Genomic DNA, 19,392 nt, shown 5'->3' with positions numbered 1-19,392 from the left:
TTTGGCGTTGGGTGTCAGTTAACCGATTAACCAGTTAACCAATTAACCAATGACCAATTAACCAATGACTAATGAACCAATAACTATTAAACCACAGCATTTCTTTTGCTCAGGGTAATACCCAGCGTCATGATGATACTCGAACCCAATACCACCAGGAATAGAAACGGCGTGCCTACTTCGGGTATTTTTAAACTTTCGGGCAGGTGCAAATACAATAATATACTGATTAAACCACGCGGTGCAATGTATAAAATAGGGCTGAGGCTTTCCCGCTTAATTAGTTTTAAAAACGCCAGCCTAATGAGGTAAATGGCGAGCAGGATGAAAAATCCGTTTGCGAGTACATTCTGGTTGTTCAGCTCGTTCAGGTTCATGGTAAAGCCAAATATCACAAAAAAGAAGGTGCGTAAAATGAAGGCACTCTCGGCCGAGAGCTGGTAGAGCTGCGATAAATCTGCCGAAAGGTTCTTGTACAAAAATACACTCCTGAACCAGGCATTTTGAATCGTATCGGCATTGTTTAGGAATAAACCCGTACTTAGAATGAGCACCAGCGAAGATAAATGGTACGATTGGCCAATGGCATAAACCAATATGAGGATGGCAATAATGAGAAAGAATTTAATGTGGTGTACCAGCCGGCCCATGATATAAAGCAACACCACGCAGGCAATAGCCGAGAACAGTATAATTAAAAAAGTGCTTAAACCCAGGCCTATCACCGCCGAAGTGCTGAAGCCATGGTTGGTAATGGCGAAGTTAAAGATAATTACCCCCAGTATATCGGAAAAGGAAGATTCGTAAATTACAAACTCACGGTCTTTATTGCCCAGGGCAGCGGCCGAAGGGATGGCAATGGCCGAACTGATTACACTAAAGGGAATGGCATTGGCCATGCAGGTGTATAAATCCTGATGTGTGATTTGATATATAATAGCCGTAATAACGGCAATAGAACCCAATAAAATGCTTAATGCCGACAGTAAAGCGGTACGGATGACTTTGTTTTTATGCTGGTCGTATTTCAGTTCGAGCGAGCCCTCGAAAACAATTAAAATTAAACCAACTGTACCCAGCATGGGTAAAATAGACAGGAAATTGAAGGTATGGATCTGGAGGTAATCGACCAGAAAACGCAGGCCTATACCCAGTAAAAGCAACAGTAAAACCGACGGTACTTTGGTTTTACTGGCCACCAAATCAAACAGATAGGAGAAGATCACCAATCCGCTTAAAATAATAAGTATGGTATAGGTTGTCATATTTTTCAGCCTAAGGTAAGCTGCTAAAATAAAACAAACAGATCAAGCACGAAGAAGTTTTATGTAAAAATTACGCTTTAAAGAATAGGGCTTTAAGTTCGCTGGCATCATCCGGATCCATTTTACCCCCTAAAACGAGGCGTAACTGGCGGCGGCGCAGGGCTCCATCATACAGGTCTATTTCCTCAGGTGTTTCGGGTATCAGCTCGGGTACAGGAATGGTACGTGCACTCTGATCAACCGCTACAAAGGTGTAATATGCTTCGTTGCTTTTCTGGCGTGCACCACTGGGAATGTTTTCTGCCCATACATCCAAACGTACTTCTACCGAAGTATTAAATGCGCGGGTAACCTTGGCCTCGATGGTAATTACGTCGCCAAGTTTAATAGGTTGCTTAAAAGAAACGTTATCAACCGATGCAGTTACCACAATGCGGTTGCAGTGTTTCTGGGCCGAAATTGCCGCTGCAATATCCATCCAGTGTAGCAGGCGACCGCCCATCAGGTTGTTCAGCGTATTGGTATCGTTCGGTAATACCAACTCATTCATGATGGTAAAACTCTCTCTGGCAAATTTCTTTTTTAAGCTCATTTGCCGGCAAAAATAAGGAAAATGTTGTTAAAATGGTATGTAAAAGAGGAAAGTCAGTCTATTTCAGCGGTGATCTGCGCAATTAGCGGGCAATTATGGTTAAGGTTTTTTCCCGCAGATGAAACGGATTTCCGCAGACTTATTGTTTTGTTCTTCAGCGGTGATTAGCGCAATCAGCGTGCAAGTTATGGTTAAGATTTTTTCCCGCAGATGAAACGGATTTCCGCAGATTTATTGTTTTGTTCTTCAGCGGTAATCTGCGCAATCAGCGGGCAATTATGGTTAAGGTTTTTTCCCGCAGATGAAACAGATAGTGCGCAAATTTATTGTTTTATTTTTCAGCGGTAATCTGCGCAATCAGCGGGCAATTATGGTTAAGGTTTTTCCCGCAGATGAAACAGATAGTGCGTAAATTTATTGTTTTATTTTTCAGCGGTAATCTGCGCAATCAGCGGGCAATTATGGTTAAGGTTTTTTGCCGCAGATGAAACAGATTGGCCTGCAGATTTATTGTTTTGCGGATCTGAAAAACCAATTGCGTATAAAACCTGTTATGTAATCAAAAATCTATTTGATGCAGAACCAGACCCTGATCCAATTTTTCCATTGGTATTATAACGAAGAACAAAAATTATGGACTAAAGTGGCCAAAGAGGCCAGTCATTTAAAATCACTCGGTGTAACCGCGGTGTGGTTACCGCCCGCCTACAAATCGCACAATGCAGCTTACGATGTAGGCTATGCCGTTTACGACCTCTTTGATTTGGGCGAGTTTGACCAAAAAGGCAGCTTGCCAACCAAATATGGATCGAAAGACGAATATGTACAAGCCATTGAAGCCCTGCACCAGGAAGGCATTGCAGCTTTGGCCGATGTGGTGTTTAACCATAAAGCCGGGGGCGATGAGCTGGAGAAAATTGCCGTCCGCACGGTTAACCCTGAAGACCGAAACGAGTTTACCAGCGATGTTTTTGAAATTGAAGCCTGGACGAAGTTTACTTTTCCGGGTCGTCAGGGTAAATACTCGGAATTTATATGGAACCATGAATGTTTTAGCGGGGTTGATTGGGCAGAAGATTTGCAGGAAACTGCCATTTACTCGATTCAAAACAGCTATGGAGAAGGTTTTGAAGCCGTACCTTCAACAGAATTTGGCAATTACGACTACCTGATGTTTAATGATATCGATTACCGCAACCGTGCCGTGATTGAAGAACTGAAATACTGGGGCGAATGGGTGGTAGAAACTACCGGTATAGATGGTTTCAGGCTGGATGCAGTGAAGCACATTAACCCCGATTTCATTATCGAATGGATCGACCACCTGAACCACAAATACAGCCGCGAATTCTTTATCGTAGCCGAAGACTGGAATGTGGAGGATATTGAAGGTCAGCTGGCTTATATCGAAACTACCGGAGGCCGCACACAGATTTTTGATTCGCTTTTACACCATAATTTTTTCCTGGCCAGCAAAGCCGGCGGCGAATTCGACATGAGTACCATTTTTGAGGGTACGCTGGTTCAGGTTAAGCCTGAGCTGGCGGTTACTTTTGTCGATAACCACGATTCGCAACCTTTACAGGCCCTGGAATCGTATGTGGAGTTCTGGTTCAGGCCATTGGCTTATGCTTTAATTTTGTTGCGTGTGCAGGGTATTCCGTGCTTGTTTTTCCCTGATTTATATGGCGGGATTTATGACGACAAGAATGAAGCGGGTGAGGATGTACATGTGGAGCTTGTAGGGATACCAGAGGTAGAAACGATGAGCAAAATCCGTACAGCTTTGGCTTATGGTGAGCAGCGCGATTATTTTGATCACAGTGATTGCATCGGTTGGACACGTGCCGGCGATGAAGAACACGAAAACAGCGGTTTAGCAGTGCTTTTAAGTACAGGAGAAGATGGTTTTAAACAGATGGAACTGGGTGCTCATTTTGCGGGTAAAACCTTTGTTGATGCTTTGGGCAACCGGGAAGAAGAGGTAACCATCGATGAAAACGGCTGGGCCGAGTTTTACTGTAAGGCAGGTAGTGTTTCGGTGTGGGTTTTGAAGGTTGGGTAGTGGGAATGGGGAGAGTGATTCGCTATAGGTTATCGTCATCTCGACTGAAGCGCAGCGAACGGAGAGATCTATAATTAGATTTCTCGGCTACGTTGCACTTCGCTCGAAATGACGATTGGGTTAAAATTTACAAAAAGTTATCTTCATTACGGTAGGCCGAAATTACGGCCAGTTCACCTTCCTTACCACCTTTCGAATTACCATGCTCCATCCCCATAACACCTTTATAACCTTTTTTATGAAGGTGTTTGAACAGGTTTTTATAGTTGATTTCGCCAGTGGTTGGCTCTTTTCGGCCCGGATTGTCACCGATCTGGATGTAGGCAATTTCATCCCAGCAGCGGTCGATGGTTTTGATCAGGTCGCCTTCGGTGCGCTGCATGTGGTAAATATCGTAAAGGATTTTACACGACGGGCTTTTAACAGCCTTACAAACGGCGTAGGTTTCGTTGGTTTTTTGCAGAAAAAGCTCAGGGGTATCGCTTAAAGTTTCGAGTACCATAATTAAACCATGTGGCTCAAACACTTCAGCGCCTGCACGCATGGCATCTATTACATTGGCAAACTGGTTGCCATAAGGTAAATTGCGTTCGTAAAAGCCAGGCACTACCGTCAGCCATTTGGCATTGCAGCGTTTAGCGGCTTCAACCGATTTTTTGCAGGTTTCTACAAACTTATCTTTAAACTCTTTTTTACCGGTAGTGAGCGATGTTTTCCAGTTATCACCACCATCAACCACAAACACGCCCATGCGCATGCCTAGTTTGGACAGGAGGTTTCCGATTTTTTCCTGTTCTTCAACAGGGCGGTTCAGGTAGCCGTTATCTTCTATTGAGCGGAAACCTTTATCGTACATAAACTGGATCTGATCTAAAAAGCTTTTGCCGGCATGGTTTTCGAACATGCCCTGGTGCGGAGCGTAATCGAGGTTAAAGGTCTTATCGCCAAAAGCAGTACTGGGCTTTTCGGCTGCAAAAGTATTGGTAATTCCTGCACCTGTGGTTATAGCACCAGCGGTGAGCAGGCTATTTCTGATAAATTCACTTCTTTTCATCGTTTAGTTTTTAAACTGAGGGGAGGGGATAATCAATTTTTTAAACCCTGTAGTTAGGGTGTCGGCTACGGTACCATCTTTTTTATGGTACACAAAATAAGCTTCGAGGTTTTTGTGGCGTTCAACAAAAGCCATAGCCTCTTTCAGGTGCATGGCCATCAGGGCATTATCATAACCATCGGCCGTAATGGCATCATTGGCATAAACGGTTACACTGATCATTTCGTTATCCAGCGGATAGCCGGTTTTGGGATTAATCAGGTGCGAGATTTTCTTTTTTCCGCTCTGGTGAAATTTGCGGTAATTGCCCGAGGTGGTGATGGCTCCTGTATTGATGGCCGCAATATGCCTGATTACCGGGGTTCCATCTTTATCAGGACCTTCAATACCGATTTTCATCGGTTGTCCATCGGGTTTTGGCCCTGCAATGCGAATTTCGCCACCCAGTTCGGCCACATATTGTTTAATACCTTTTTGGTTGAGGTATGCAGCAATAAGATCGACACTATAGCCTTGTGCAATCCCATTTAAATCTATCTGTACTGCTGGTTTGAGTTTAATGAGCCTGCCATCTTTTAATTTCAGGTTTTGCATGCCTACATTGGCCAGTATCGATTTAATGGTTGCCGGATCGGGTTCCGTTCGGTTTTCTTTAGGCCCAAAGCCCCAGGCCTGTACCAAAGGTGCTACCGTAATATCGAAAACACCTTTGGTATCCTGGTTAATTTCAAAGCTTCTTTTCAGCACAGCGCTCATAAAATGATCTAGTTTAACCCCGCTTTTGGAAGCGTTAAACTGATTGATCAATGTTCCCTTTTTGTAAAGCGACATGGATAAATCTATTTCATTCAATAAGCTGTCTATGCCCTGCTTAGTCGCCAGACTATCGCTGGCGTAATAGGTAATGGCATAATCTGTTCCCTGCGCGTAACCGCTTATTTTGTAAGGTTTAAGTTCTTGCCGAACTGTAAAACCTAAAAACAGGGTAATGAGCAGGAAAAGCAATTTATAAGGCATTACACTATCGGTTTAGATCACTTTGGCCTGTCCGGGCATCGCAATTGGATATAAACCTTTTTCATCAGGCATTAATTTAGGGTTGGCATCCCAGGCGAAACGCTCAGGCATTAAACTGATGTTAGATGCCAATGCCTCATCCCATTTAATGGTTTGGCCAGAATATGTGGCATAACGGCCAATAATGGCTGAAAAAGTACTGGTTGCTGCGTAATCTACGTTACTGAATTTATACTCTCCTTTTGAAACGGCATCGAATAATTCGTCGTGCTCGGTTTGGTATGGGTTAGCATTTCCTTTGGTATTGTGGTTATACAATTCTTTACCGCTGTAATCTTTCATGATAGCCTGGTTGCTGCCCGAAAGATAGATTTTACCTTTTGTACCCTGGAATGATTCATCAACACGGTTGCTGATGCCTTCGAAGTGCCTGCACTGACTGTGGATAATTGCGCCATCTGCATAGGTTAGCTCAATAGAGTGGTTATCGTAAATTTCACCATAATCTTTACCGGTACGCCATGCGCGGCTTCCTGTACCCTGTACAGAAATGGGGTGTGCATTTTTTACCCAGTTGGCAATATCGATGTTGTGTACGTGCTGCTCTACAATATGATCGCCGCATAACCAGTTAAAGTAGTACCAGTTTCTCATCTGGTATTCCATTTCGGTTTGGTTAGCGGTACGCGGACGTACCCAAACGCCACCACTGTTCCAGTATACCTGGCCGGCCATGATATCGCCAATGGCGCCATCGTTAATGCGTTTAATCGATTCGCGGTAATTGGTTTGGTAACGTCTTTGCAGACCCACCACCACGTTTAGTTTTTTCTTTTTGGCTTCTTCGGCAGCAGCAAGTACTTTTCTGATTCCCGGCGCATCTACAGCTACCGGTTTTTCCATAAAAATCTGTTTGTTTTGCTTTACCGCTTCTTCGAAATGGATAGGGCGGAAACCCGGAGGCGTGGTTAACAATACTACATCGGCTAGTGGAATGGCTTTTAAATAAGCATCGAAACCTACAAACTGACGGTCTTTTGGAACATCTACTTTTGCGCCGAATTTTGAACTTAACGATTGATAACTGTTATCCAGGCGATCCTGAAAAGCATCGGCCATGGCTACCAGTTTAATGTTAAATTTAGTGCTCAATGCCTGGAATGCAGCTCCGGTACCCCGGTCGCCACAGCCGATTAAGGCTATTTTAATGGTGTCAGATCCTGATGCGTAAGCTCCGGCCAATGGAATGCTGCTCAACATTGCTCCACCGGCAAGCATGGCTGTTGCCTTTAAAAAATCGCGACGATCTTGTTGATTAATTGGTTTTTTCATGTGTTTAGTTCTTTATTGTGGTTAGGGTGATTTTATTAATAGTCTTTAATAGGTAATTTGTTATAATAGGCATCAATTTCTGCCTTCGAAGGGGTTTTTACCGGTCTTACCAGACGCATGCCCACAAAAGGGGCTTCAGGGAACCACCAGTTGCTTTTTGGTATTTGAGGGTCTAACTGTTTCCAGCTTGGGTTTGATGCCAGTCTTGCGGTTGAGGTTAGGTTATTGGCTGTTTCATCGTAAGAGCCACCACGAACGGCATTAGGATAGAGCTTTTCTGGTGTGGCGACCGGGTTCTCGGCTATTTTACCTGCACTTTTTGCATAAAAATCGGGGATGTACTGATCGTAAGTCCACTCGCTCACATTGCCATGCATATCAAATAAGCCCCATGCATTTGGCTTTTTTAATCCTACCTGATGGGTTTTATTATCACTGTTGTCTTTATACCAGGCATAATCGCCGAGTTTGGCGGCATCGTTGCCAAAACCATAGGTAGTTTCTGAACCTGCTTTACAGGCATATTCCCACTCGGCTTCGGTTGGTAAACGGTAAAAAACACCGGTACGGACATAGAGCCATTTGCAAAATTGAATGGCATTATATTGGGTCATGGCTACTGCGGGCTGGTGTTCTTTACCCATGCCAAAAGTCATATCCAGATAAGGTTTGGTTGGGCGGGTTACAGCATCAACTTCGGCTGGAATGGCACCTTCACTGGCTTTTTTTTCGTAATCGCGGTACAGAAAAGGTTCGAAAATATCCCAGGTTACTTCATGCTTTCCGATCCAGAAGGCATCGAGTTTAACTTCATGTACAGGTTGTTCATCGGGTTTACCGGTTTTATTTCCCATTTTAAATTTGCCAGCAGGGATGGCCTGCATATCAAATTTTAATTTAGTCCCGTTAATAGATTGGGTGTACGAGCTGTTGGTGCTTTGTGCAAAGATTTGGGCACAAGGATTGGCTAATAATGCTACGGCAATTAATTTCTTAAACATATTTTTTGGTTAGAAACACTTATTATCTAGGTGTTTATCTGCTTATTCTGGTTTGCTAAAGTAAAGAACAACAGATAAAACAAAAGAAAATTAATGTAACAATAAAGGTAAGTATTGTAATATTAAAAGTCAAATTGACAATTAATGTGTTTGTGACGGTTTTAAAATCTATCGTCTGTCGCTAACTTTATTGCTGAGGTTGGTAAAGCCCACCAGGGTATCCCAACGGGCACCGGGACGGCGGTAATACACAAAAACCTGATAGCTGTTTTCGGTTTGGAAAAAGGCACCTTCAAATGGTTTGGTTTCCAGTGTCTTAGTGTCTTTGTTAAACCAGGCAAATTCGTAATCGTATAAGCCCTGTTTAAGCATAATGTTGCCATAAAACTGTTTGCGGCTGGCATCGTACAGCAGCTTGTTTTCATTGCTCATGGTGTAATTGTTAAAACGGCCAATTACATAAGCATCGCCATTAGCACTTGGTGCAGCTGCATTTAAAGTAAACAGTACGCCCATATATTCGGCTTCTGTTTTATCATCGCGGCCATCGGTATTGCGGATAAAAAAGTTTCCATTTTCATCGAACTGGTTACCAAAGGCACCAACGCTGCGGGGAGCATCCTGAAAAAGCATCACATTTACCGATTCTTTATCGCGGTAAATATCTTTTACATTATCGGCTTTGTATCGTAAACTCCGCGTATCGAACTTTCTGAATTCGTTATCGCCCCAAAAGTCATTGGTATTTAAATCGTTATATACCAATTGATTCGGGCGCACAAAGGCTGGTCGCGAGTTAACCTGTATGGTATTGGCATTGAAGTTCTGCATCACCACCGCTTTTAAGTCCTGGTAAGGGTTAGGGATGGGGAAGGCATGGTTAACCGTGAAATTAACTTTTTGCTTATTGTTGCGGTATTCTACCTGTAAGGAATTTGTTATTTCGGCTGCAATGGCCACCTGATTATCCAGAACATAAAAGCGCTGCGATATAACGGGTTTGTTTTTATCGCCATCTAAATAAACCTTTAGCACATAATTGCCGCCAATTTTAGGCTGAATTTGTGTATTGGGCAGGCTCAGTTCGTAATGGGTGTATTTTCTGGTGGTATTAGAAGAGTAGCGGTAGTTGATAATCCTGTCGTCGTTGAAGCTACCCAGGTAATCGATGGTAGAAATTTGTGAGGGTTTCCACTCCGCTGTACAATGCTCAATGGTGTACCAATAGTTTTTAGTGCCGGCGAGCAGATCATCAAAAGAAAAAGTAATGGTTTCTGAAGAGTTGAGCATGATAACCGGTAAACTCTGCTCTTTATTGCTGTTGTAGCACAATACGGTTTTGATATTGGGAAGGTAAATTTTGTTTTCGCTGGTAAACGTTTGATCGTTTTGGGCAAAGCTTAGCGTCGGAATAAAGAGTAAGAGTACTGCGATTAGTTTTTGCATGGTTAAAGCTACACAGTATTCGGCAGAGAAAAAAGGAATTTTGTGTGTGGGGCTTAGTTTAGCCACGGATGCAAGGAAAACACAGAGCCCTCAGAGTCATGCTGATCCGATGGCTATCGGATTTGCTTCAGCACCTCTCCAATATGAAGAGACCCTGAAATAAATTCAGGGTGACGACCATTTTAAAATGCCACGGAGGCACGGAAGCCACGGAGAAGTGTTCCGTGTAAATCGGTGCCTCCGTGGCTGATTAGTAGGCGTTGTGGTGAGAAACCGTCAGCTGGTAACAGCTGACGGCACTGCAAACAAAAAAGCCACAGATTTATCTGTGGCTTAATTTTATATCTGCGGCAAACTTAGCCCTCCAGTTCCATAATTTCGGTAGCCAGGGCTTCCCATTTGGTTTGGCTGTTGTCTAAATCCTGTTTAGCAGTCTGGTAACGGCTGTTGGCTTCGGCCAGTTTACCGGCGTTACTGTAAACCGCCTCATCGGCCAGTTCGGTTTCGATATTTTTAACCGTTGTTTCCAGTTCGGCAATCTGGGCTTCGATTTTCTTCAACTCATCGTTCAGCTTTTTTAACTGATTGGCCGTGTTAGGAGTGGTTTGCTTTGGCGCATCCTTTGGTTTTTCAGGCATTTTAACCGGAATAGGTTTCGATGCCGGAATTACACGCTTGCTATTCCACTCTTCGTATTCTTCGTAGGTACCCGGATATTGTTTAATCTTCTCGTTTTCGATAAACCAGATTTTGTTGGCTACGTTATCCAGGAAATACCTATCGTGAGATACGGCAATAAAAGTACCTTCAAACTGGTCTAAGGCCTGGATTAAAATATTAACCGACTGGATGTCCAGGTGGTTGGTAGGCTCATCCAGAATCAGGAAGTTAGAATCGGTAGTTAAAGATTTGGCTAGCGCCACACGGGATTTTTCTCCTCCTGAAAGTACTTTAATTTTCTTAAAAACATCATCCCCTGTAAAAAGGAAACAACCTAAAATACTACGCAACTCGGTATCACTGTGTTTAGGGGCAAAAGCCTGTAGTTCTTCTAAAATCGAATTCTCTAAATGTAACGATTCCAGCTGGTGCTGGGCAAAGAAAGTGGTAGAAACATTGTGACCGGTTTCACAGAAACCCTCAAACTTTTCTGTTCCGGCTATCATCCGCAGTAAGGTCGATTTACCTTTACCGTTTGCACCAATCAAAGCAATTTTATCACCTTTTTCAATTACCGCTTCGGCATCTTCGAGGATGTGTACATTGGGGTAATGCTTGGTAGCGTGTTCAATGCGCACCACGTGCCTGCCCGAAGGTTTAGTGAATTTGAAACTGAAATTAACCGTCGGGTTTTCATCATCCACATCTTCCACACGTTCCATTCTATCTAAAGCTTTCATGCGCGATTGTGCCATTTTTGCTTTAGAGGCTTTGGCTTTAAAACGCTCAATTAAACGCTCTTCCTGCTTAATTTTAGCCTGCTGGTTTTTAAATTCGCCTTTCTGAATTTCTCCGCGCAGTGCCTTTTCTTCTACATAATAGCTGTAGTTACCGGCATAAATGGTTAATTTCCCTTTACGCGATTCAACCGTGCGGTTTACAATTTTATCTAAGAAATACCTGTCGTGCGATACAATTACGATGGCGCCTTCAAAACCCATTAAATAGTTTTCTAACCACTTAATAGAGGGTAAATCCATGTGGTTAGTCGGCTCATCGAGTAATAAAATATCCGGATCTTGGAGCAGGATTTTGGCCAGCATAACACGCATGCGCCAACCTCCGGAGAAGGTATTTAACGGACGGTGCTGATCTGCTGTACTGAAACCCAAACCCGCCAGGATTTCGTTGGCCCGGTATTCGATGTTGTAACCATCTAAGGCCTCAAATTCCTGTTGTTTATCGCTTAGTTTAAATAAAACCTCTTCACTGTAATCGGTTTCGATTTTTTTAAGCAGTTCTTCAATCTCATCGTGCAGCTGGTTCTGGCGCTCGAAAGCTTCCATGGCCACGTGCAAAATGCTATGGTGCGATTCGTATGAAAGTAAATCCTGGTTGAGGTAGCCTATTTTCAAATCTTTCGACATGGAAATGGTACCCGAACTTGGCGCGTACTCGCCTACAATTAGTTTTAAAAGTGTCGATTTTCCTGTTCCGTTAGCGCCAATCAAGCCCGCTCTGTCGCCTGGTTTAATGTGCCAGTTGGCATCATCGTACAAGGCTCTCGATCCTATCAGGAATGTTAAATTATTTATTGAAATCATTTCGGCTGCAAAAGTACGAATTTTAAAAGGCTTTTTTAAGCCTGGTACTCAAATAGAAATGAATGCGCTTTTTAAAACGGTTTGCTTATAGGTTCATTTTAGCAGGGTATGGGGTTAAATAGCCCCGATAGAACGGATAGCCCGAAGTGGGGAGGATGGTGTGTAGTGGGCGGACTTTGAGTGATAGCGGGACAGGCATTAAAAAAAGCTGCTGCCACTGCGCTTCAAATAAGCAAAAGGATTGAGCTGGCTGAATTAACAAGGAATATGATATATTTATTACGATAGGACTTAAGAGGCGTAGCAACTATGGTGTATTTTTGGGCTACTCCAATAATTATGAACAACGAAAACATTAAAATAATCAGTAAAGAAATCCTTTCGGATAACTGGTATACCTTAAACAAGATTACTTTCGAGTACCGCAAAAAAGATGGCAGTATTGAAACGCAGAACCGCGAAGCCTACGACAGGGGGAATGGCGCAACGATTTTACTTTACAACAAGGCGCAGCAAACGGTTATTTTAACCAGGCAGTTTCGTTTGCCCACTTACATTAACGGCAATAGTGATGGTATGCTGATCGAAACCTGTGCTGGTTTATTGGATAAAGATAATCCGGAAACGGCCATAAAGCGCGAAACGGAGGAAGAAACGGGCTACCAGATTAAGGATGTTAAAAAGGTATTTGAAGCTTATATGTCGCCCGGATCGGTAACCGAAATCCTATATTTCTTTGTCGCCGAATACACTAAGGATATGAAAGTGAGCGATGGTGGCGGGCATCATGATGAGCAGGAAAACATTGAAGTTTTAGAAACCGGCTTTAGCGAAGCACTGAATATGATTGGCACCGGCGAAATAAAGGATGGTAAAACCATTATGCTTTTACAGTACGCGCAGATTAACCACTTGTTGGGTTAATTTAATCCTTGCTGCTGGCTTTAGCTGGCAGCAAGGATCAGTTTATTTTCCTTCAGGAGTTTCTTCCAGTTTTCCTTCCTTATTCCTTTTGAGCTTAACAACTGGTTTTTCTTGTGTGCCGGTAATGCTTAGTGGGATCCCAAATAAACCAAAAGGAGGAAGGCCCAAACGACCGCTTAAATTTAAACGCCCATCAAAACTCACCTGACCTTCGAAACGTGGCCTGAAACCTGCTACTTTCATTTTGGTTTGTTCGATGGTAATGATATTGTTTTTGATGGTCGATTTTACCTGTACATCTGATAAATCGGGATTGGTTAAGCTGTCTCTCTTGGTGGCTTTACTTACCGCGTTCATCATTTTGAAGCCCATTAAACTTACTTTTTTAAGGCTCAGTATACCGCCACCTTTTAATGATGGAAATACGGGGAACATCTGGTCGTTAAGCTTACCAGAGAGTTGGTAATCTAACCCTACAATACCTTTAACTTTTGATGCTGAGCTGGCCATTTCTCTAAACAGTTTAATTTCCTTGTAAGCCCGGGCAATATCAAATTCTTTTGCGGTTAAATGAAAATCAAATAAACCACTTTTCGGGCTTGTACTTTTGTATGAAGCATCCATACCTACCTGTGCGCCGGCAATGTTAAAGCCGGTTTGTTGTAAGCTTAGCGCACCATTATTAATATGCATGGTTCCCTTTGCATTTTTGATGTTCAGCCCATTGTATTTTACCTCATTGGCATTGGCCGAAAAAGTAACGTTCAGGTTATCGGGAATTAAAATTACACCATTTGAAGCCGTTGAACTGTTAGTGGCGCCATCTGAATACACCATAAATTCATCAGCCAAAATTTGCTTACTGCTCAGCTTAAAATTACCCTCGAGTTTGGCTTTATCATTTAAAACATAGTTGATTACGTTATTCAGGCTGCCGTTGAGTTTAAAATCAGACTGACCATAAGTGGCATTAAATTCATCAAAATTCATCTTGTCCTGGCGGAAAGAAAATACACCGTTTTTGATTAAAAAGCTTTTAGGGAATAAATCAGATTGGATATTCAAATCTTTAATACTCAGGGAACCGCTGTTTTGCAGTTTGCTATACCTGCCGGCCATGGCATCAGCCTGTAAACCTTTAAAGGAAACATTAGCGAAGATAACCCCATTAACCTGGTAACCTTTAACGGCAAAAAGCTTGTACATTTTACCGATATCAACCGTGCCTTTTGATGAAACGTTGTAGGCAATGTTCTCAAAATTATGCACGTCGGCCTTTAGTGTAAAAGGCTGACCTGCCATTTGAAAAGCAATCGGCTTAATGTTCAGTTTGGAGTTTTTTAAGGTTCCGTCGGTGTTAATCAGGTCGGCATCGATTTCAATCTGTTCTAAAGGCTGATCGAAATTTGGGGTTTTAATGCGGCCGTTATTGAGTTTAATACTGGCGGTGGTAACCGGGAAAAGCTTTTTGATTTTATTGTAAGGCCCCTTACTTTGTAGATCGATGTTCATGATGCCGCTTAGTTCGTAACCTTTAAGGGGATAAATGTTCTTGATATCGGCAAAGTTAATCAGCGATTTCAGCTGGATATCTACGGGCATATTTTCTGCAGTTTGCAGTTTGGCAAAGCCCCTGATATAGTTATTCAGCGCCTGGATATCGATATTTTCGATTGCCAGTTTGGTGTTTTTATAATCACCATCGGTATTAGAACCATTTATATTGAAGTTAACCTTATCAATAGCCGCGGGTAATGAAGGGTATTTGAAGTAACCACCCGTCATGCTCGCTTTTAGCGAAAATTTAGGCACGGTAGCAATAACGGTGTCTACCTGCCTGATGCCTGAACGTTGTACCTTTTTGGTGTATTTGCCATCGGCTTTGAGGTTGATATTTAAACGACCTTTGAGCTGCAGGTCATCCATATTCACCACCTTGGCCCATTTGGCCAAATCGATATTGGAGCGGGTATCGGTATAAATTTCGGGTGCCGATAAACCTTTAAGTTTGGTAACCGAAGCTACATAATCTTTACCTACGTTAAAATAAAGGCTATCCATATCAATCAGCAAACTATCGGGATTAAGACCAGGCAGCTTGGTTTTGAGATTTAAAAACAGGTTGCTGATTGGCTCGGGAGCATTGGGGTTTGAGATGTTACCATCGCGCACTTTCATGTTAAAAGCAAGCGTAGGCATGGTGTGTGTGGCTGCCAGGTATTTTCCAATAAGCGAGGCATTGATTTCGGCATAACCTTTAATTTTGGTTTTTTCTAACCTATCAGCAATTTCAGCGGGTAAGGCAGTGAAAATATTTTGTAAATCGGTTTCCTTTGCATTGGTTCTGAAGTCGATATCGTAACCATCTTTAAGGAAAGAAAAATGCCCCACAAAGCGGATGGGCAGCGAGTTAATCATCAGGTTATTCTCGTCGAAAATCAGGTTCAGCGAGTTGGTGTTTACCTTGGTAATGAGTTTCGCATTTATTTTTTTCTTGAGCAGATAAGGTGTATTGGCATAGTAAACATCCATTTGATCGATTGAGAGATTGCTCTTCAAATCGAAAATGGCATTGCTTAAATCGCCTTTTCCGGTATAATTAAGCCCTTGTGTGCGGATAATCATCGGAATAGACTTATCGTTATAAGTCAGGTTGCTGTTATTGATAAAGATACCCTCAATTTTTATGGCTGTTGCACTTTGTGCTTTAGGAGCAGTACTTTCTTTTTTGCTTTCATACACATTGTAGTTCGCATGACCTTTTTCGTCGGTAAGGATATTTATGCGTGCATCATCGAGGTAAAACTCATCAATTTTAACCTGTTTGGAGAATATCGAAAGCAGGTTGATACCCAGTGCCAGTTTTTTAGTATAAATCAACGTATCCTGTTGAAAAGGAGCCGATCCTTTCAGTAAAAATTCGTTCAGGTTTAATGTTAAAGAAGGGAAGTGGTTGAAAAAAGAAATATTGGTACTTTGAAACTTTACTTCGCCTTTTATGTTTTTATTAATGATTTGGGTAATCTCTTTGTTAACGGTTTGTGGGATTAAATAAGGGATAATAAATAAAAGTGCCAGTAGTGCCGCAAGGGTTATGGCCGTGATTTTTAAGAACTTTTTCAAGATATTAATATAAAGCGAGTTTCGGTTGCAAAGATACGCTTTAGATGAATTAGGAATAAAGATTTAACATTTTTTGTTTTACTGAATTTTTTAATACCTTTGTTCTGTAATAATAAAAGTTACAGTATGAATAGCAGTCATTTTTCTATATCGTTACACATTTTAACACTCCTCGATAAAGTGAACGGGCAGCTATTGAATTCGGAATATATTGCCGGAAGCATTAATTGTAACCCTGTTTTAGTACGGAAAGAGCTGGCTAATTTGCATAAACATGGTTTTGTACAAAGCAAAGAAGGGAAGGGCGGTGGCTCTACTTTAGCGAAAAGGCCAGCTGATATCAATCTGGGCGAGGTGTATAAAGCCGTTAAACAGAAAGGTTTGCTGGGCGAAAGCAAAAACGAACCTAATCCCGATTGTCCGGTAGGAAAACAAATTACCCAGCAGTTGAATAAATTGTATAACGATGCCGAAAATGCTCTGATTAAAGATCTCTCTTTAAAAACTTTGAAAGATTTTAGTCTGGGTTTTGATTAAAAAAATTTGATTTAAACTGTAATAAAAAATGTTACAATTTTGTAAGAGGAAACGGTTTGCAGTTGGCAATTTTCAGTTGGATCATGCTATTAACTATGAACTATTGACCAATGAACAGTTTTCAGTTGGCAATTAGTAGTTTTCAGTTGGATTGTGATATTGACAAATGAACCAATGACCAATGAACGAATAAGGAGTTCTCGGTTGGCAATTTTCAGTTGGACCATGCTATCAACTATGAACTATTGACTATGAACCAATGACCAATGAACCAATGACTAATGAACAAAAAATAAAACAATAAGCAGTGAGGGAGCTTAAAATCAATGTAATCCCCCAAATCTGTATAATCACTTAATAATATGAAAATAGCATTAATAGGAGCCTCAGGATTTGTAGGCAAAGCCATTCTAAATGAATTGGTAAACCGCGGAAATGAAGTAATCGCCATTGTGCGTGATACTGACAAAATTGAAAGTTCGGATGAAAAAGTAACGAAGGTAGCTGCAGATGTACTGGATACCGAAAAATTGACTGCCGCTTTAAGCGGTGCTGATGCTGTGGTAAGTGCTTTTAACGCCGGCTGGACAAACCCAAACTTATACAACGATACCGTTAAAGGTGCTGAGGCCATTCAGGCTGCGGTTAAAGCATCGGGTGTTAAACGTTACATCTTTATCGGCGGGGCAGGTACCTTGCAAATTGATGGGCACCAAATTGTAGATGGACCAAATTTCCCTGCCGAATATAAGCCGGGTGCAACTGCAGTGCGCGATTATTTCAACACACTGAAAAAAGAAACTGAACTGGATTGGTTGTTTTTTAGCCCGGCTATAGAGATGCACCAGGGCATCACCACTGGTCGTACTGGTAAATATCGTTTAGGCAAAACAAGTCCGGTGTTTAATGAAGCTGGCCGCTCTATTCTTTCGGTAGAAGATCTGGCCATTGTAATTGTTGATGAGCTCGAAAATAATGCGCATCACCAGGAGCAGTTTACCGCGGCATACTAGGGGAGCTGTTTTATTAACAATAGGTTGATAGTTTATGGTTCATAGTTTGACTGCCGAGTGATTTGGCTATTCAGCTATCAACTATGAGCTATCAACCTACAGTGAAGGTAATGCCAGGGTTTTGAAGATAGGAATCGACCTTTTCCATTTTTTTTATATTTTACTTATCTTCGTGGCATGTATCGCTTAATTAAACCAATATTCTTCAAGTTTGACCCCGAAAATGTACATTATTTTGTAGTAAAGCGGTTAAAATGGTTTAACGATAAGTTTCCTTTGGGTAAAACCATCATTCGCAGCAGCTTTGATTTTAATGTTAAAGGTCTTGAAAAAGAAGTTTTTGGGATTAAATTCCGAAATCCTGTTGGTCTTGCTGCCGGATTTGATAAAAATGGCGAATATGTAGAGCCCTTAAGTAATCTGGGCTTTGGTTTTATCGAGGTAGGTACGGTTACCCCAATGCCACAACCCGGAAATGATAAGCCACGGATGTTTCGTTTGCCAAATGATGAGGCTTTGATTAACCGTATGGGCTTTAATAACAAAGGAGTGGATGTAATGGCTGAGCGTTTACGCCTGCTAAAAGATAAGCATCCCGATATTGTTGTAGGCGGTAACATTGGTAAAAACAAAGCTACACCTAATGAGGATGCCGTAAGCGATTACATTAAGTGTTTCGACAGGCTTTTTGATGTGGTAGATTATTTTGTGGTAAATGTAAGTTCGCCAAATACACCGGGTCTGCGTGAGTTGCAGGAAAAAGAACCTTTAAAGAATATCCTCAATACCTTACAACAGCGCAACCTGAAAAACAATATTTCCCGGCCGATACTACTTAAAATTGCACCCGATTTATCCGATGCGCAATTAGATGATATTATCGAGATTGTAGCTGAGACCAAAATTGCAGGTATTATTGCCACCAACACGACCATTAGCCGCGAAAATCTGGCTACTGAGAAAGTATTGACTGATGAAACTGGCGGTTTAAGTGGTAAACCTGTTAAAGTGCGCTCAACCGAGGTAATCCGCTATCTTTCAGAAAAATCGAATAAAGCTTTCCCGATTATTGGAGTAGGAGGTATTCATTCTGCTAAAGATGCGCAAGAGAAGCTTGATGCAGGTGCCAGCCTGGTTCAATTGTATACCGGTTTTATCTACGAAGGTCCAGGCTTGATTAAAAACATCTGCAAAGCACTGGTAAACGTTAAAGCGTTAAGCTAGTTTTCTAGTGTAAGGTTATACGCTCAGTTCCTGGCTGGTAGTTTATTTTTTCGTTTTAGTTTTTATCTCACGTTTTTTGTCTGAAATTGATTTTACTATGGTTAGCCCGCGTTTAATCAGTTTTTTATCCTTAACTTTTGCTTCTGCATTGAGGTAAGCTTCTTTCATCAGGTCTTGGATAAAAGTTTGAGGGAAATTTTCTTTACCCGTTACCAAAATATAACGGTATTGATTTCCTTTTCCTAAAAGTATGTTGTTGGTATCTGTAAGCTCGCTACCCCAGTAAAAACCGAAATGAACATTTTTGCTTGTTCGTCCAACGGCTATTGAACAAAAAGTATGTCCAACCTTATCTGTTGGCGACCAACCGAAAGCAAGGGCATTATAATTGTCGTATATCAGCTCATTGGTTTGTGGGTAAAGTTGCCAGACAAAATCGCGCAGCCACATCACCAGGCTCGTAATTTCTTCGCCAAAGGGCTTTAAAAATATTAGCAGGTCTTTTGTTTGTTCTTTACTCATACCTTATGCTATT

At 41.8% G+C, this 19,392-nt stretch carries 15 protein-coding genes; 5 read left to right on the top strand and 10 right to left on the bottom strand.

The genetic code is table 11. The features are described from left to right. Window positions 1-86 precede the first annotated feature (86 nt). Both OC25_RS19995 and OC25_RS19990 read right to left on the bottom strand, forming a co-directional pair. Window positions 87-1,265 (bottom strand): cation:proton antiporter domain-containing protein, encoded by a 1,179-nt coding sequence (locus tag OC25_RS19995; protein WP_039479805.1) that lies wholly within the window; start codon window positions 1,263-1,265, stop codon window positions 87-89. A gap of 70 nt (window positions 1,266-1,335) precedes the next feature. Further along, window positions 1,336-1,857 (bottom strand): acyl-CoA thioesterase, encoded by a 522-nt coding sequence (locus tag OC25_RS19990; protein ID WP_039479804.1) that lies wholly within the window; start codon window positions 1,855-1,857, stop codon window positions 1,336-1,338. Between the two features lie 574 nt (window positions 1,858-2,431). On the opposite strand from OC25_RS19990, the gene OC25_RS19980 reads away from it, so the two are divergent. Next, window positions 2,432-3,922: an alpha-amylase gene (locus OC25_RS19980; RefSeq protein WP_039479800.1), complete on the top strand. Its 1,491-nt coding sequence runs from the start codon at window positions 2,432-2,434 to the stop codon at window positions 3,920-3,922. A 127-nt stretch (window positions 3,923-4,049) separates the two neighbouring features. Here OC25_RS19980 and OC25_RS19975 read toward each other — a convergent pair whose 3' ends face one another. The 6 genes from OC25_RS19975 to OC25_RS19950 form a co-directional block, all read right to left on the bottom strand. Continuing rightward, complete coding sequence (locus OC25_RS19975) at window positions 4,050-4,976, bottom strand: hydroxypyruvate isomerase family protein (RefSeq protein ID WP_039479799.1); 927 nt, start codon at window positions 4,974-4,976, stop codon at window positions 4,050-4,052. A gap of 3 nt (window positions 4,977-4,979) precedes the next feature. Continuing rightward, the gene (locus OC25_RS19970; RefSeq protein ID WP_039479797.1) at window positions 4,980-5,993 is read right to left on the bottom strand and encodes an FAD:protein FMN transferase; all 1,014 of its coding nucleotides are present in this window, start codon (window positions 5,991-5,993) and stop codon (window positions 4,980-4,982) included. A 12-nt stretch (window positions 5,994-6,005) separates the two neighbouring features. Then, window positions 6,006-7,325 carry a Gfo/Idh/MocA family oxidoreductase gene (locus OC25_RS19965; RefSeq protein WP_039479794.1) on the bottom strand — a complete coding sequence of 440 codons (1,320 nt, stop codon included), beginning with the start codon at window positions 7,323-7,325 and terminating at the stop codon, window positions 6,006-6,008. A 35-nt stretch (window positions 7,326-7,360) separates the two neighbouring features. Further along, window positions 7,361-8,326, bottom strand: coding sequence for a formylglycine-generating enzyme family protein (locus OC25_RS19960; protein ID WP_039479792.1), 966 nt, complete (start codon window positions 8,324-8,326; stop codon window positions 7,361-7,363). Between the two features lie 168 nt (window positions 8,327-8,494). Further along, window positions 8,495-9,772 carry a type IX secretion system plug protein gene (locus OC25_RS19955; protein WP_039479790.1) on the bottom strand — a complete coding sequence of 426 codons (1,278 nt, stop codon included), beginning with the start codon at window positions 9,770-9,772 and terminating at the stop codon, window positions 8,495-8,497. Window positions 9,773-10,128: 356 nt separating this feature from the next. Beyond that, a complete protein-coding gene (locus OC25_RS19950) occupies window positions 10,129-12,036 on the bottom strand; it encodes an ABC-F family ATP-binding cassette domain-containing protein (protein WP_039479788.1) in 1,908 nt (635 codons plus the stop codon). Between the two features lie 339 nt (window positions 12,037-12,375). On the opposite strand from OC25_RS19950, the gene nudK reads away from it, so the two are divergent. Beyond that, complete coding sequence (nudK, locus tag OC25_RS19945) at window positions 12,376-12,960, top strand: GDP-mannose pyrophosphatase NudK (protein ID WP_039479786.1); 585 nt, start codon at window positions 12,376-12,378, stop codon at window positions 12,958-12,960. 42 nt (window positions 12,961-13,002) lie between these two features. Here the strand turns inward: nudK and OC25_RS27055 are convergent, their stop codons facing one another. Continuing rightward, complete coding sequence (locus tag OC25_RS27055) at window positions 13,003-16,083, bottom strand: AsmA family protein (RefSeq protein ID WP_052266337.1); 3,081 nt, start codon at window positions 16,081-16,083, stop codon at window positions 13,003-13,005. A gap of 126 nt (window positions 16,084-16,209) precedes the next feature. Between OC25_RS27055 and OC25_RS19935 the strand changes: the two genes are divergently transcribed. The 3 genes from OC25_RS19935 to OC25_RS19925 all read left to right on the top strand — a co-directional run bounded on the left by OC25_RS19935 (window position 16,210) and on the right by OC25_RS19925 (window position 18,857). Further along, entirely contained in the window at window positions 16,210-16,620 is a 411-nt protein-coding gene (locus OC25_RS19935; RefSeq protein WP_039479785.1) for an Rrf2 family transcriptional regulator, read from the top strand. Between the two features lie 362 nt (window positions 16,621-16,982). Next, a complete protein-coding gene (locus OC25_RS19930) occupies window positions 16,983-17,633 on the top strand; it encodes an NAD(P)-dependent oxidoreductase (protein ID WP_039479784.1) in 651 nt (216 codons plus the stop codon). A 177-nt stretch (window positions 17,634-17,810) separates the two neighbouring features. Beyond that, window positions 17,811-18,857: a quinone-dependent dihydroorotate dehydrogenase gene (locus OC25_RS19925; protein WP_039479782.1), complete on the top strand. Its 1,047-nt coding sequence runs from the start codon at window positions 17,811-17,813 to the stop codon at window positions 18,855-18,857. Window positions 18,858-18,899: 42 nt separating this feature from the next. Here OC25_RS19925 and OC25_RS19920 read toward each other — a convergent pair whose 3' ends face one another. After that, complete coding sequence (locus OC25_RS19920; protein ID WP_039479779.1) at window positions 18,900-19,379, bottom strand: hypothetical protein; 480 nt, start codon at window positions 19,377-19,379, stop codon at window positions 18,900-18,902. Window positions 19,380-19,392: the final 13 nt, after the last annotated feature.

It is taken from the genome of Pedobacter kyungheensis, assembly GCF_000812965.1.
Classification (GTDB): domain Bacteria; phylum Bacteroidota; class Bacteroidia; order Sphingobacteriales; family Sphingobacteriaceae; genus Pedobacter; species Pedobacter kyungheensis.
Note: the sequence above shows the minus strand (reverse complement) of the source record. Positions and strands in the feature narration are given on the sequence as shown.

Excerpts from the sequence above, each read along its gene's own strand:
- OC25_RS19995 (WP_039479805.1), bottom strand. The coding sequence starts at position 1,265 with ATGACAACCTATACCATACTTATTATTTTAAGCGGATTGGTGATCTTC.
- OC25_RS19990 (WP_039479804.1), bottom strand. The coding sequence starts at position 1,857 with ATGAGCTTAAAAAAGAAATTTGCCAGAGAGAGTTTTACCATCATGAAT.
- OC25_RS19980 (WP_039479800.1), top strand. The coding sequence starts at position 2,432 with ATGCAGAACCAGACCCTGATCCAATTTTTCCATTGGTATTATAACGAA.
- OC25_RS19975 (WP_039479799.1), bottom strand. The coding sequence starts at position 4,976 with ATGAAAAGAAGTGAATTTATCAGAAATAGCCTGCTCACCGCTGGTGCT.
- OC25_RS19970 (WP_039479797.1), bottom strand. The coding sequence starts at position 5,993 with ATGCCTTATAAATTGCTTTTCCTGCTCATTACCCTGTTTTTAGGTTTT.
- OC25_RS19965 (WP_039479794.1), bottom strand. The coding sequence starts at position 7,325 with ATGAAAAAACCAATTAATCAACAAGATCGTCGCGATTTTTTAAAGGCA.
- OC25_RS19960 (WP_039479792.1), bottom strand. The coding sequence starts at position 8,326 with ATGTTTAAGAAATTAATTGCCGTAGCATTATTAGCCAATCCTTGTGCC.
- OC25_RS19955 (WP_039479790.1), bottom strand. The coding sequence starts at position 9,772 with ATGCAAAAACTAATCGCAGTACTCTTACTCTTTATTCCGACGCTAAGC.
- OC25_RS19950 (WP_039479788.1), bottom strand. The coding sequence starts at position 12,036 with ATGATTTCAATAAATAATTTAACATTCCTGATAGGATCGAGAGCCTTG.
- nudK (WP_039479786.1), top strand. The coding sequence starts at position 12,376 with ATGAACAACGAAAACATTAAAATAATCAGTAAAGAAATCCTTTCGGAT.
- OC25_RS19935 (WP_039479785.1), top strand. The coding sequence starts at position 16,210 with ATGAATAGCAGTCATTTTTCTATATCGTTACACATTTTAACACTCCTC.
- OC25_RS19930 (WP_039479784.1), top strand. The coding sequence starts at position 16,983 with ATGAAAATAGCATTAATAGGAGCCTCAGGATTTGTAGGCAAAGCCATT.
- OC25_RS19925 (WP_039479782.1), top strand. The coding sequence starts at position 17,811 with ATGTATCGCTTAATTAAACCAATATTCTTCAAGTTTGACCCCGAAAAT.
- OC25_RS19920 (WP_039479779.1), bottom strand. The coding sequence starts at position 19,379 with ATGAGTAAAGAACAAACAAAAGACCTGCTAATATTTTTAAAGCCCTTT.